Raw genomic sequence first — 14,551 nt, 5'->3', positions numbered from 1 at the left:
ATTCCGTTCTGCATCATCAAGCCGCTTCAATTGATCCAGCAGGCTTTCAGGCACGGTTTCTTCTATTTTATATATTCCGGCAGCTCTAATTGCCGACCGGTAACAAGACTGCGATATATGTCGTCGCAATATTTGAGAGAGTTGTTTTTCGTAGGTCCGGTTGCTGCCGTCCATTGTTTTAGACTCCAACTTTCTTGTCCTTTAAACCCGTTCGCTACGACGAAGGTTCCCCTTTTCCTACAGTGCAAGGTCTTAACGCAATGTGTCGCTGCGCCGCAGCCTAACGTATCTCCCCGGTTTTCAACAGCTTGGTGGAACGTCTGGTCGTGCCAAACGTTAACCGCCAAATCATTTCAGGGGAAAATTCATTGATCGAGACGTTCCATTATCTCAATTCCTTGCCTGTCGTTCCGCACGTGATTGCCCTCTTTATAGCCTATGCGCTTGCCGTCCCGATTGGCATTGAGCGCGAGGCGGAAGAGCGTAGCGCCGGCGTGCGGACTTTCCCGCTGGTGGCGCTTGCCAGTTGCGGTGTCATCCAAGGGACGGAGCATTTGACCACTGATAATCCCGAGGCAATGGCCCGCATTGTTGAGGGCCTGATTACCGGTGTCGGTTTCATTGGCGGCGGCGCCATCCTCCAATTGAAGAATTCCGTGCGCGGGACGGCTACGGCGGCAAGCATATGGGCAACAGGCGCCATTGGCATTTCGGCTGGGCTGGCAAGCTATGATGTCGCGATCATCATTTCACTGTTCACATTCCTGACGCTGCGGCTGATGCTGCCCTTCAAAAAAGAGCCAAAGGAATAGCCTGTCCCCCTGACCTATCGTTGATTGCGGAATTGCAACGCCGCCTCCCACTTCAGCGCGGACTCAACGATCTTGTCTAGATCATCCAGCTGCGGCACCCAGCCCAGTTCATTGCGGGCCTTGCTGCTGTCGGCCACAACCGAGGCGGCATCGCCCGGTCGCGCACTGGTGGGGCGGGCATCGATCGGCGCACCGTGTACGCGCTCAACACTGGCAATGACCTCCTTGACAGAATAACCACGGCCATAGCCGCAGTTGGCAACCATGCTGCTGCCCCCCGAACGCAACCGCTCCAGCGCGAGACGGTGCGCTGCAACCAGGTCAGAGACATGTATGTAATCTCTTACGCAGGTGCCGTCGGGCGTGGAATAATTATTGCCAAAGACTTCCATGAACCGGCGTTTGCCAAGCGCGGTTTCACAGGCGATCTTTATCAAATGTGTTGCGCCACGGGTTGACTGGCCCGTGCGGCCCTTTGGATCAGCGCCCGCTACGTTGAAATAACGCAGGGCCGTGTAGTGAAAATTATGGGCGGCGGCGGTATCGCGTAACATCCATTCGGTCATCAGCTTCGACAGGCCATAGGGCGATTCCGGACGGGGGGGATGTTCCTCATCTACCGGCAGCAGACCAGCATCGCCATATACAGCGGCGGTTGACGAAAAGATGAAATTCTTGACCTCAGACTTAACTGCGGCGTCAATAAGCGTGCGGGATTTTGACGTGTTGTTTTCATAATAGGCGAGCGGGTCGCGGACAGAGTCGGGCACAACGACGGAACCCGCAAAATGGATGATGGCGTCGACATAATTGCGCTCAATGGTCTGACGCATCAGTGCCTGATCGGCAATGTCCCCGACGACCAGCTTTGCCTCAGGCGGCACCGCCCATTTGAAACCGGTGGAAAGAGCATCAACGACGACGACAGATTCGCCAGCCTCAAGCAGGTCCCAAACCATGTGACTGCCTATATATCCAGCACCACCCGTCACAAGTACAGTCATTGCGATCGCCTATCCTTTATGTCCTCACTCCAACCTATATTGCAGCATCTGGCGCAACGGAAAAGCCTTGTGACTGCCTCGGAACGCATTTCTATCCGGTTTCCGGTCATTTATACGTCCAATTGCTGAGATACTTACCGGCCCATTCCTTCAACCGAACCTTGCTGCTGAATGCTCGCCGAAAAACTAGAGTGAAGATCAACCATCCGCAACTTACAGTAGCTTGACGTCATTTGCCAAATAACGTTTATATGAAGGATATTACTTCATATAAATTTGGGATGATTTATTATGAATCGCGTTTCTACAAGAATATTTTTTTGTATTATTCTAAGCTTATAATGCGATCAGTTGAAAATTTCTGACGTTGTCACCGATATATACTAAAGAACAATTGATTTAGGCCGGAGTGTTATCCAGCCAAAGAAATCATCTGCGATTCTTGCTTCATACTGACATGCCGTCCGCGTGTCTGCGCACAGCTCGAGTTTCATTGCGTATTTTTTATACTGGGAGGATTTAAATTGAGCATTTTACGGAAGTTCAACAGGGTAAGCACTCTGGCAATTGTTGCGGCGGCTTTGTGCATTACGCAGGCCAAGGCAGAAGAATTTGTAAGCAAGCCCTTTCCCTTTAAGCGAATGGTTACATTTGGCGACAGCCTTTCGGATATAGGGGCGCTCAAACCACCACTGGACCTCATTAGGCAAAACCAGCAAAAAATAACGCAGACGCTCAGAGATATTTCTGGTTTGATTGAGTCTCCTCCTGCGGACACTCCAGATTTCGACTGGTGGAAATCACATGAGTATTCTAATGCTATTCGTGCATTTTCCGAGCCTCCATACTCTGTTCCCAGGCAAACTTTAGCTACGCTCGGCAAGTCTCTGTCTTCTGAGACCAAGAAAGCGATTGTTGCTACCCTGAAAGACGTTGAGAACAAAATCAAAGACATGGCAGAGTATGGCGCTAATATGCCGTTTGGCAGGTTTAGCAACGGCCCGGTCTGGAACCAGTATCTTGCGGGTGATCAGGTCCAAGCAACAAGCTATCCCGACAATGTCGACAAGCTTATATCAAGAGCGCTCATTGAGGCTGTTTACCAACAAAATGATGTTGGACTTAAATACCTCCTGAGCACCGTTGCACAGGCTACGGGACACCTTTGGGAATATCCAGCGCAGCCTGCTTCTGACAGCTCGTCGATGAATTATGCCGTCGGGGGCGCGCGCGTGGGGCGTAAGGGTGATGACCTTATTTCAACACTGCTCATCCCCGGCTTACTCGATCAGCTGGAAGAATTGGATTACGCTCACATCGAAAAGGATACGCTTATTGTCAGCTGGTTCGGCGGCAATGATTTGTTTGCGCTGAGCAAGCTCCTCGCGTCTGGTGCAAATCCTGCCCCCTTGGTGAAGGAAGTGAAAGACAATCTGGAGCAAGGGCTGGAGACGCTCTATTCTGCCAATGGGCGCATTTTCCTGCTGCCAAATGTGCCGGATGCCTCCCTGACTCCCGAGTTCAAAAACAATGGTGATACAGCTCGCGCCCTGACAAAGGTAATAAACGATACGATCGCATCGGTTGCAGCCAATTTCGAGGCAAAGCACTCCGGCGAGGTGACGATCTATAAGCCTGACATGCTGAAGCTTATGGGTGTTGTTACGCGGTACCCGAGCGCCTTCGGCTTCTCAAATACAACCGATAAATGCATTGACGATGAAACCTGTCGGCTAAATCCAACGCCATTGGAAACTGGCTATCTCTTCTGGGACGGCGTTCATGCGACCACGCGTGCGCATGGATATATCGCGAATTATTTCGCCACCCATTGGCAGCACCCTGACCTTGCCGGATCCTACTTCTCATCACCTGAAGGCTTTTACGACACGAGGCGCCACTATTTCTTTCCGACAAACGACCTCACCTTCGGCGATCAGCTGAACGGCAACAATGCTCTATACAAATTGAATGATGCGACCCTCACGCTGACCGATGCCAATAATTATACGGGCGGAACCTTCATCGAGGGAGGAAAGCTTCAGCTTGGAAATGGCGGACTGAGCGGCTCTATCGTCGGGGATGTTGCGGTATCCAAAGGAGCCGAGCTCGGTTTCAACCGATCTAATAGTTATACTTTTGCCGGCTCGATCAGCGGCGAAGGCACTGTGGTGCAATTGGGAACGGGCGTGACCATTTTAACGGGTAACAGCACCTATACCGGTCCAACAACAATTTCGCATGGCGGATTGAGTGTTACCGGTTCACTGATTTCGGACGTTACCGCCCAAGGTAATACGTTCATAGACGGAAATGGGAGCGTCGGTTCGCTTCATGCGGAAACGGGCTCCAAGATTGCTCCTGGAACGAGGGATCGTATAGGTGATCTTCGCATCGCCCGTGACGCAACCATACAAAAAGGGGCTCTGCTCGATATTGAAATTGCTGATGATCTATCCTCTGCCGATCGCATCGACATAGGTGGCAAGGCCATGTTGCGCGGTGGCCATGTTCAGCTCCGCATGCTTAGTCACCCCGAGTTAATCACCTCGGAGCAGGTCGATCAGCTATTTCTCAAACAATATGAGATTTTACATGCGAATGGTGGAGTAGAGGGCCAATTTGAAGCGGTTTCTCCACAGTTCAACTTTATTAGCCCGTCTCTCATTCAGGATGCGAAAAACGTCAATGTCCTTTTTGATCCGACCAAATCGGTTTTGAACAGGATGCTGGCGCTGGAGGACCCTATTTACGCGAGTTCCAGTAACCACCGCAGCGTCTGGGGCGGGTTCAAGTCCTTTGGCACAAAAAGCCCGCTTTTCAATACTGTTCTATTCTCCACAAAGGACAGGCCTCTGGATTATGACACGTTGACCGGTGAGGTTCATGCCTCCTTGAGCAATACCCTTGTGCAGAACAATCAGATGATAGGCGATGCTGCCGCAAGCCGTATCCGCAGTGCATTTGACGGCATTGCTACCAAGGGGCAGTCGGCGCAGTCTGTCAGCGTGGCACCTCTTGCCTACGGACCGGACCGGACGAAAATCCCTGAAGCTTTCGCCCTCACCGAACCAGAAGCGACAACGCAGCTTTGGGGACAGGGCTACGGCTCCTGGGCGCGGCTTGATGGCAATGGCAATGCAAGCGGCGTCAGCAGCAAGACGGGCGGTCTGGTCACCGGCTTTGACGGTATCATCGAGGATGATTTTCTCGGTGCACAGTGGCGTGCCGGTCTGCTGGGAGGCTATGGCAGCAGTTCCGTCAATAACACCTATGGCAAAGCCGATATAGACAGCTACCAGATGGGCGTCTATGGCGGGGCAAACTGGGATGCGCTTGGCTTGCGCTTCGGCGTCAATCTGGCTCATCACGAGATCGAAACCGAGCGCGAAGTGCATTTCGGTAATATTAACGGCGATCATCATGCGGATTATGGCGCGAACTCGGTTCAGGTTTTCGGCGAACTCGGCTATGAGTTCAAACCTGCGCAGGGGCTTGTGGTCGAACCATTTGCCGGTATCAGGCATGCTTCGGTCAAAACTGAGGCATTTGAGGAAAGTGGTGCGGTCAGTCAGCTTGCGGCGCTCGCAAACAGAACGGACAGTACAAGCTCGACACTCGGTCTGCGCGCTTCCTACCAAATGGTCTTTAGTGGCGATATTTCAGCCATGTTGCGCGGTACGATAGGCTGGAATCATGGCTTCGGTGACCTGACACCGCAACAAAGATTGTCGTTTGCAGGAGCATCTCCCTTCACGGTTGAAGGGCTGCCCACGGCGCGCGATGCCGCCTTCATCGAGGCAGGAATGGACTTTAATGTCAGCCAACGGACGACACTGGGTGTAACTTATACAGGCCAATTCTCGCAATCGGGCCATGCCAATGGTGTCAACGCCGATATCGCCGTGCGTTTCTGACGTAATAGCAATCGCCGGGGGGATGCCCCCCGGCATTGTCCTGCGTAATTATCAAGCGCAGGCTGCTGATAGGTCAGCATTTCCATAAGGTTTCCACTGTCCATCGCGCATTATGCGAAGCGTGGCAAATTGCCCACCCCGCAGTCGTGGATTTTGGCGGGCAAAAACGGTAGTAAATGAAGTATACAGGAGCACTTCATGGACTATCGTCGTTTTTTCGAAGACGCTATTGACCAGCTGCATGCTGAAAAGCGCTATAGAGTCTTTGCCAATCTGGAACGGATTGTGGGAAAGTTCCCGCGCGCGCTCTGGCGCTCGGCGGAGGACACGCGCGAGATTACTGTCTGGTGCTCCAATGATTATCTCGGCATGGGCCAGCATCCCAAGGTGATTGCAGCGATGCATGACGCGTCGAGCCGCATGGGTTCGGGCGCTGGCGGCACCCGCAATATTTCAGGCAACAATCACCCGCTTGTCGAGCTTGAAGCTGAACTTGCCGATCTTCACGACAAGGAGGCCGGGCTTGTTTTCACGTCGGGCTTTGTTTCCAACGAAGCTTCGATTTCAACCATTGCCCGGCTTCTGCCCAACTGCCTGATTTTTTCCGATGAGTTGAACCACGCTTCCATGATCGAGGGCGTCAAGCGTTCGGGTGCAGAGAAGCGCATTTTCCGTCACAATGATCTGGCGCATCTGGAAGAACTCCTGAAGGCTGCCGGACGCGAACGCGCCAAGCTGATTGTGTTCGAATCTGTCTATTCGATGGATGGCGATATCGCCCCCATTGATGCCATTGCCGATCTTGCCGAAAAATACAATGCCATGACCTATATTGATGAGGTTCATGCGGTCGGCATGTATGGCGAGCGGGGCGGTGGAATCACCGATCGCGAAGGCCTTTCGCATCGAATCGACATTATTGAGGGAACGCTGGCAAAGGCATTCGGCACCTTGGGCGGCTATATAACCGGGCCCAAAAGTGTCATCGATGCAGTTCGTTCCTATGCACCGGGCTTTATCTTCACAACGGCCTTGCCGCCGGTGATCGCCGCTGCCGCGACAGAATCCATCCGGCACCTGAAGGTGTCTCAGGAAGAGCGCCGATTGCACCAGCAACAGGCGCAATTGACCAAACATGTTCTTGCACAGGCCAATCTTCCAGTCATGCCCTCAGAAACCCATATTGTACCGGTTCACGTGGGCGATCCGGAGTTGTGCAAGAAGGCCAGTGATCGCCTGCTTGAAAAGCATGGCATCTATATCCAGCCGATCAACTATCCGACAGTTCCTCGCGGCACCGAACGGCTGCGCATTACGCCAACACCGTTCCACAGCAATGAGCTGATTGTTGAGCTGAAGGATGCCCTCGTGGAAGTCTGGACCGCGCTCGGCATTCCATTCTCCACCGGAGAAGCGACACCTGTGGAAGCCAGTGACCGGGTGGTAACGCTGGCCGTATCCAAGGCAGGCGGCTGATAAGGCCGTCCGCTACCGGGACCTGATCCATTCGGCCAGTCGATCGGCAGCGGTCTCAATCTCATCGAGCCTACGGGCGAAGCAAAGCCTCAAAAACGCCCCTCCTCCATCTCCAAAAGCTGTTCCGGGCGCGAGGCCAACCTTCGCCTGGTCGACAATATCGAAGGCAGCCCGATAAGAATCGCTGATGCCTTCAATTCCGAACATGAGATAGAATGCGCCGGCAGGTGGCGATAGGTGCACACGTCCCGTGGCAGCCAAGCGGGCACACAGGACATCGCGAGCCTTGTGGGCGCGTTCTACCTGCGAACGGATGAAATCATCACCCTGATTCAGCGCGACTACGGCCCCACGCTGCATGAATTGCGCAACACCTGACGTGGAATACTGAATCAGGTTTTCAATGGTCTGGCCGAGCGAAGGGTGGGCAACGAGCCACCCCACCCGCCATCCAGTCATGGCCCAGTTCTTCGAAAAACTATTGACGAAGATGATGCGATCTTCCGGATCCATGACATCAAGGAATGACGGAGCCCTGCGCGCGCCATAGTAAAAATGCGCATAAATCTCATCGGCAATTATCCACAGGCCGTGCTGGCGCGCTATTGCCAGCATCTCCCGCAATGTCTCCACATCCGCAGTCCAGCCGGATGGGTTGGATGGCGTGTTGATAAACAAAGCTTTGGTTTTTGGCGTGATTGCATCGCGAATCTTTTGCGGATCGAAGGTCCAGCCATTGCCGGTAAAATCCTGCGTCACCGCAACGGGCGTTGCTCCGCCAATGGCGGCGGCGGCGGCAAAATTTGGCCATGCGGGAGAAAGATAAATAACTTCATCGCCCGTCCCGGCGGTGGCTTGCACGGCGAGTTGAATGGACTGCATGCCTGAGCCTGTCACATAGAAATGCTCGACAGGAAGATCGACAGAGAAATGACGCTTATAATAGTCGGATAGAGCCTGCCTCAACTCGGGAATGCCGCGCTGCCAGGTGTAAAATGTCTCGCCATTGTCAAGACCTTCGCCCGCTGCGGCCCGAATGAATTCCGGGGTTGGAAGATCGCCCTCACCGGCCCAGAGAGGAATAACTCCTTCCTGCTTTCTGCCGTGGTTCATAACCGCGACGATGCCGCTTTCCGGTGCCACTGCCGCTTCGTGCCGGAGATGTTGAATTAAACTCATGGCGCTTCCCACTCAATATTTTGCAGGTCCCCAAGGATCATTCCGTAGAGACCCATTGAGCAGAAGGCCTAACGCAACGCAGGTCTTTTATCACGCGGATATTTGTGATGTTTCCATCAGCCGAAATGATGTGCTGCTGACAGAAGATGACAAAAGAAAAACCCCAGCTTGCTGGCTGGGGTTTGGGGAAAACTTATTTCTTCGCAAGCAGATCGCGAATTTCCGTAAGTAGAACTTCTTCTCTGGCTGGAGCGGGATCGGCCGCCACTTCCTTTTTCTTGAATCTGTTCATGGCTTTAACCACCATGAACAACACCCAGGCGATGATCAGGAAGTTGATCAGGAGAGTGATGAAATTGCCGTAAGCAATGGTTGCACCGGCTTCGCGCGCAGCTGCAAGGGTTGGGGCCGGAGCACCCGACAATTGGATGTAGAGATTTGTAAAATCAATACCGCCGGTCAAGAGGCCGATAATTGGCATCAACAGATCAGCTACGATGGATTCTACCAGCTTGCCAAAAGCGCCACCGATGATCACACCGATTGCAAGATCAACCATGTTACCTTTCAAGGCAAATTCTTTGAATTCCTTTAGCATGATATACCACTCTCCAGTATTGTGTGATAAAGCGAATCATCCGCCCCAGATAGTCTTTATTCCAAGCGCCACACTACCAGAATTTGCGTATTAATTAATAGACCGGTTGAATGTTTCTACAGCTGATTTGCCGGCTGACTCGCTTGCTTCAGCGTAAATCACTCAACGTTTTCGGCCCAATACGGGGACATAGCGAATGGCAAGCTGGACCGCGATAATCGTCGCGATTCTCTACTTCTCGATACAATTCTGTACGATCTACATTACGGATCATCAGAGCGAAGCCACAATAAACCGATCACGCCCATTGCTATATTCACTCGCAATTGCCGCGAGTGGCAGTAGTTGGCTCTATTACGGGTCGACGGGCTACGCTGTACTGCATGGCATAGAATTTGTTGGTCTGTATGTGGGAATTCTACTGATCTTTACTGTCGGCTTCCCCTTCCTGCTCAAATTGCGACAGTTGGCGCGGGCAGAAGGTATCACTTCGATTTCCGATATGATTGGTGCGCGATACGGTAAAAGCTTCCTGGTGGCCGCCGTCGTAACATCCATCACGACCGTGGGTTTAATCCCCTATTTCGCCCTGTTGATGAGTTCGATTCACTACCTCTTCGACGTGCTGGCAGGCGCTTATACGCCGCAAACCGGCCATGACCACACCGACCACCTTGTCGTTCCATTTTTGTTTATCGCACTGATCGCCGTGTTCATTGTCTTTTACAGCGGCCGGTCCAATCCTTCAGCAGAGCGCTACAATGGAATCGTTCATAGCTTGGCCTTGGACACTGTGATCAAATATGCGGCGATTTTATCCATTGGAATAGCCACTGCCACTTGGCTCTTCGGCTCGCCGTCAGAAATTCTTGCTATGATTTCGACCAATCCAAGCCACATAACCGCACTCAAGCATGAGTTTTCCATTGGGGACTTCATCAGTCTTGTCATATTCGGAGTGTCTTCAGTATTTCTTCTCCCCAGTCAATTTCATCTCATCATCGTTCAAAACAGGAATGATAGCGAGCTGCGCACGGCCCGCTGGTTCATTTCGGCAACCATGCTGGTCCTTGGAGTTTTCATCTTTCTCATAGCGACTGTTGGCTCGATCGTTCTTCCGGCCAATGCTTCCGTCGACTTCTATTTCCTGGCGCTGCCTGTGGCCGCAGGACAATTCTGGCTGGCAATAATCGGGGTTGCGGGCGGGTTGGCAGCAGCCGCGACAATGATGCTGTTTCCATCGATATTATTGTCCGTCATGATTTCAAATGACCTGCTTTTGCCGCTTTTTCTGAAACGGACATCGGTGGGCACAAATGCAGCCAAGGATTATTCAAAAATCATTCTTAGGGTCCGCCGCGTCGTTGTTTTCGCGATTCTTCTGGCCGCATTCGGCTATCAATTTGTCCTTTCGGTGCATGTGAGCTTTGCATCACTGATACTTATCTCCGCCACGGCCATGATCCAGCTTGCTCCTGCCTTTTTGGGCGGAATGCTGTGGAGCCGTGCCAATGCGCGCGGCGTTTTTCTTGGCATATTCGGAGGCATTTCCATCTGGTTCTACACGATGGCCCTGCCAAGTCTCGTGCCGATGGATTCCAGTCTTCTCACCAATGGCCCATTCGGCATTGTAACGCTACGACCACAGGCCTTGTTTGGCTTCGAGACATCCGAACTGGTCAATAGTCTCTTCTGGACGCTGGTGGTGAATGTTGCGCTCTTCATCATCGGATCGGTTTCCAGAACCGCTACTCCAAGCGAACGCATCCAGGCATCGATATTCATTGCAGATAAGGTTCATTCAAAAAACCCACTCAATAGTGTGGAATCGAACCTCACAGTCAGGCAATTGAAGGCTACGCTGGCAAAATATATTGGCAGCGCGCAGACGGAATTTGCTTTCAACAATTTCTACAAACAGTCGAACATCACGCTGGGCGATGATGAACCGGCGGACTTTAACACCATACATTTTGCCGAACAGTTTTTGTCCGGCATCGTTGGGCCACCATCAGCCCGACTGATCTTGTCGCTGGCGATGGGACCGGCCAGCACAGCGCAACGGCAGGCGCAAATTCTGCTGGATCACGCTACTGATGCCTTCTCGCAGAACCGCCAGCTTCTCCAGACCGCTTTGGACCAGATGGATCAAGGAATTGGCGTCTTCGACAGTCAATATCGCTTGAGCTGCTGGAATTTGCAGTTTCAACTCACTTTGGATTTGCTCAGTGAACAACAGCGGATGGGGACACCGCTCGACCGGATTCTGACCGCATTATTTCGCCATGGGGATAGTTCGAACGCGCAACAGCCGCTCAATATGGACGCATTCATCAATGCCAAAGAACCCCTGCGCGTGAAGCTTCGAATGAGCGGAAAAACCATCGAAATTCGCTCCAACGCCATGCCTGACGGCGGATTGGTTGCAACCTTCACTGATATCAGCGACACCATCAATGCTGATGAATTACTGCGGCAAACAAACGAGTCTCTCGAACAGCGTGTGCGCGATCGCACAAGCGAACTGACATTGGCCAATCAGCAATTGGCGAAGGCCCAAAAGCGTGCGGAAGAGGCCAATATCGAGAAAACCCGTTTCCTGGCAGATGCCGGCCACGATATTCTTCAACCGTTAAATGCCGCGCGCCTTTACTCATCGGCATTGATCGAACGCTTGGGCGATTTGCGTGAGCGAGAGCTTGTACAAAATGTTGACTCATCGCTTGAAGCTGTCGAGTCCATTATCAGTGCACTCCTCGATATTTCCCGGCTGGATACAGGCGCATTGAAACCGGTCATGTCTGTCTTTCGCCTTGATCCGCTCCTGCAGCAGATAGTCAGGGATTTTGCTCCCGCAGCGCGCGAAAAAGGGCTGGATCTTCGCCTCGTGCAAACCTCTGCTATCGTAACGACGGATCGCAACTTGCTGCGACGTCTGATCCAAAACCTGATTTCCAATGCGATTAAATACAGCCGAAGCGGCAAAATATTGGTGGGCATGCGTAAACGCGGCCAATCTGCACAGCTGAGTGTCTGTGACACAGGCATAGGTATTGCCCAGTCAAAACTCGATTATATTTTCCATGAGTTTGCCCGGTTATCAGAAGGCATGAAAGAATCTGACGGACTTGGCCTTGGTCTGTCTATTGTGGAACGGATTGGCAAAATCCTTGACTTGGGTATCAACGTACAGTCGGTTGTCGGCAAGGGCTCGATATTTTCAGTCACGATGCCGCTTTCCGATAAACTTGCCTTATCCTCCAGTGAAACCGCGTCCACATTGCGTCCAGCGAGTTCGCTGACAGGAATGCGCATAGTCTGCATTGACGATAATGCGGATTCGCTGGCTGGTCTGCAAGAACTGTTGAATGCCTGGGGTTGCAGCATAGTGGCATTTCGAACGGGCAAAGCAGTCCTGGAGTATTGTTCTAAAAACAAGTCCCCGCCTGATGCTATCCTGGCTGACTATAATCTCGAGGACGAGAACGGACTCGACGTCATTCAATCGGCAAGGGACTATTATGGCAGTGATATTGATGCGGCGTTGATTACAGCCGACAGATCTGAAGAGGTCCAGCGCCGGACAGCCGCATTGGGTGTATCGCTGATCAACAAGCCAGTGCGGCCAGCCATATTGCGCGCGCTGCTCTCACATTTCCGGCAAAGTATCGCAGCCGAGTGATTCTCGAAGGTTAGGCCAAATTTTACTCTAGCCCTGTGGCAGTTCCACCGGTTGCATTTCGTCCCTGAACCGGGCCAGCCTGATAACGGCTTGGGTGCGACTTTCCACGCCCAGTTTGTAAAGCACCGCAGAAACGTGGGCCTTGATCGTGGCTTCTGACACATTCAGGTCATGGGCGATCTGCTTGTTCAGCATTCCATCCGCCATCATATCGAGCACGCGCGCCTGCTGCGGCGTCAACTTGCGGATACACCGGATCAGATCGGCTAAATCGGCGTCCAATTCACCTTCTTCGCTTCCATCCAATGGGGACCAGATACCCCCGTCAAGAATGGTTTGCACGGCTGCATTAATGACATCTGGTGTGGAGGATTTGGAAATGAATCCGGAAGCGCCCAATCCGAGCGCAGCCCGTATGGTTACCGGATCATCCGTGGCTGATACGATAGCTATCGGAACAAGTGGCTGCAGCGCCCGCAAGGTGATAAGACCGGTCATCCCACCAATGCCGTTCAATGAGAGATCCAGTAATACAAGATCAATCTCGGCCGATGACTCAATAAGACGCTTGGCACCATCAAGATCGCCAACTTCAATAATTTCTACATGTTCGTTTGAAGAGGAAAGCGCTAATTTTAAAGCGCCTCTAAACAAGGGATGGTCATCCACAATGACAATTGTATATTTCATAGTCCAAACGATCCCTTGGTATTGAAAATAACTGCAGTTATTAATGCTAAATATCTAATTCAAACGACTAAATCCAATTCATCTGATATATCAACTAGATTTTTACAGGTCGCAATTTTACTGCGCCCTACTCAAACCTATTAGGGTCAGAGAAATGAAATGCCTTGTTAAAATCTTATTCCCAAGCGATTATCGCTTGTGGGGAAAAGTTTGAAAGTAGAACTGGATGATCACACATACTCTCTACCCTGAGGCGCAGCCTTATTCGGAAGAAATGTTGGAAGTTTCCGAATTGCACACAATCCACGTGGAAGAGTGCGGTAATCCTGATGGCAAACCTGTCATCATGATTCACGGCGGTCCGGGTGGTGGGATAAACCCCACCATGCGTCGGCTGCACGACCCGGAACTTTATCGTATTATTCTGTTTGATCAGCGTGGTTGCGGAAAATCAACGCCCTATGCCGAATTGAATGAGAATACGACATGGGATCTGGTCGCCGACATGGAGCGTATTCGTGCGCATCTTGGCGTGGAGAAATGGCAAGTATTCGGCGGATCATGGGGATCAACGCTTGCGCTGGCCTATGCGCAAACCCATCCTGAAAAAGTAACCGAACTTATCTTGCGCGGCATATTCCTTATTCGCCGCTTCGAGATTGATTGGTTCTATTCAAACGGTGCCAGCATTATATACCCGGATCGCTTCGAAGCGTATCAGGAGCATATTCCTGAAGAAGAGCGCGGCGATATGATCGCGGCCTATTACAAGCGCCTGACCGATCCTGATGAAGCTGTGCGTCTGGCAGCGGCCAAGCTGTGGGCGCGCTGGGAAGGTTCAGCCCTCTCTTTGCTACCTGATCCCGCCAGAGCGGATGCCTTCGCCTCCGACCATTTCGCCATCGCTTTTGCGCGTATCGAATGCCATTACTTCCAGAACAAGGGCTTTTTCGATACGGATGATCATTTGCTGCGCAATGCACATCTGATCCGCGATATTCCAGGGATCATCGTGCATGGCCGTTACGACATGTGCACTCCCCTTCTGAACGCATGGCATTTAAAGAAGGTGTGGCCGGAAGCCGACTTGCGTATCGTGGAAGATGCGGGACATGCGGTAAGCGAACCCGGGATAGTGCATGAGCTTGTGGCGGCGACGAAACGCTTTGCCACCTGATGTCGGCAGTATAAAA

At 52.1% G+C, this 14,551-nt stretch carries 9 protein-coding genes; 5 read left to right on the top strand and 4 right to left on the bottom strand.

Features of this window, described 5'->3' with window-relative positions; genetic code table 11:
• Nucleotides 1-368 precede the first annotated feature (368 nt).
• Nucleotides 369-812 carry an MgtC/SapB family protein gene (locus V9K92_RS06285; protein ID WP_115051299.1) on the top strand — a complete coding sequence of 148 codons (444 nt, stop codon included), beginning with the start codon at nt 369-371 and terminating at the stop codon, nt 810-812.
• 14 nt (nt 813-826) lie between these two features.
• Here V9K92_RS06285 and galE read toward each other — a convergent pair whose 3' ends face one another.
• The gene (galE, locus tag V9K92_RS06280) at nt 827-1,816 is read right to left on the bottom strand and encodes a UDP-glucose 4-epimerase GalE (protein ID WP_115051300.1); all 990 of its coding nucleotides are present in this window, start codon (nt 1,814-1,816) and stop codon (nt 827-829) included.
• 524 nt (nt 1,817-2,340) lie between these two features.
• Between galE and V9K92_RS06275 the strand changes: the two genes are divergently transcribed.
• The gene (locus V9K92_RS06275) at nt 2,341-5,733 is read left to right on the top strand and encodes an autotransporter domain-containing protein (RefSeq protein WP_337353587.1); all 3,393 of its coding nucleotides are present in this window, start codon (nt 2,341-2,343) and stop codon (nt 5,731-5,733) included.
• A gap of 198 nt (nt 5,734-5,931) precedes the next feature.
• Nucleotides 5,932-7,209 carry a 5-aminolevulinate synthase gene (gene hemA, locus V9K92_RS06270; RefSeq protein WP_115051302.1) on the top strand — a complete coding sequence of 426 codons (1,278 nt, stop codon included), beginning with the start codon at nt 5,932-5,934 and terminating at the stop codon, nt 7,207-7,209.
• A gap of 12 nt (nt 7,210-7,221) precedes the next feature.
• Here the strand turns inward: hemA and V9K92_RS06265 are convergent, their stop codons facing one another.
• Both V9K92_RS06265 and mscL read right to left on the bottom strand, forming a co-directional pair.
• On the bottom strand, nt 7,222-8,388 hold the full coding sequence (locus V9K92_RS06265; protein ID WP_337353586.1) for a pyridoxal phosphate-dependent aminotransferase: 1,167 nt from the start codon (nt 8,386-8,388) through the stop codon (nt 7,222-7,224).
• A gap of 193 nt (nt 8,389-8,581) precedes the next feature.
• Nucleotides 8,582-8,986 carry a large conductance mechanosensitive channel protein MscL gene (gene mscL / locus V9K92_RS06260; RefSeq protein WP_115051304.1) on the bottom strand — a complete coding sequence of 135 codons (405 nt, stop codon included), beginning with the start codon at nt 8,984-8,986 and terminating at the stop codon, nt 8,582-8,584.
• Nucleotides 8,987-9,182: 196 nt separating this feature from the next.
• On the opposite strand from mscL, the gene V9K92_RS06255 reads away from it, so the two are divergent.
• Nucleotides 9,183-12,668 carry a hybrid sensor histidine kinase/response regulator gene (locus V9K92_RS06255; RefSeq protein WP_337353585.1) on the top strand — a complete coding sequence of 1,162 codons (3,486 nt, stop codon included), beginning with the start codon at nt 9,183-9,185 and terminating at the stop codon, nt 12,666-12,668.
• 27 nt (nt 12,669-12,695) lie between these two features.
• Here V9K92_RS06255 and V9K92_RS06250 read toward each other — a convergent pair whose 3' ends face one another.
• Nucleotides 12,696-13,358, bottom strand: a complete 663-nt coding sequence (locus V9K92_RS06250; RefSeq protein WP_115051306.1) for a response regulator — start codon at nt 13,356-13,358, stop codon at nt 12,696-12,698.
• Nucleotides 13,359-13,584: 226 nt separating this feature from the next.
• On the opposite strand from V9K92_RS06250, the gene pip reads away from it, so the two are divergent.
• Complete coding sequence (gene pip, locus V9K92_RS06245; RefSeq protein ID WP_115051307.1) at nt 13,585-14,535, top strand: prolyl aminopeptidase; 951 nt, start codon at nt 13,585-13,587, stop codon at nt 14,533-14,535.
• The last annotated feature ends 16 nt before the right edge of the window (nt 14,536-14,551 follow it).

This window comes from Phyllobacterium sp. CCNWLW109, from assembly GCF_037203905.1.
Lineage (GTDB): Bacteria > Pseudomonadota > Alphaproteobacteria > Rhizobiales > Rhizobiaceae > Phyllobacterium > Phyllobacterium ifriqiyense.
Note: the sequence above shows the minus strand (reverse complement) of the source record. Positions and strands in the feature narration are given on the sequence as shown.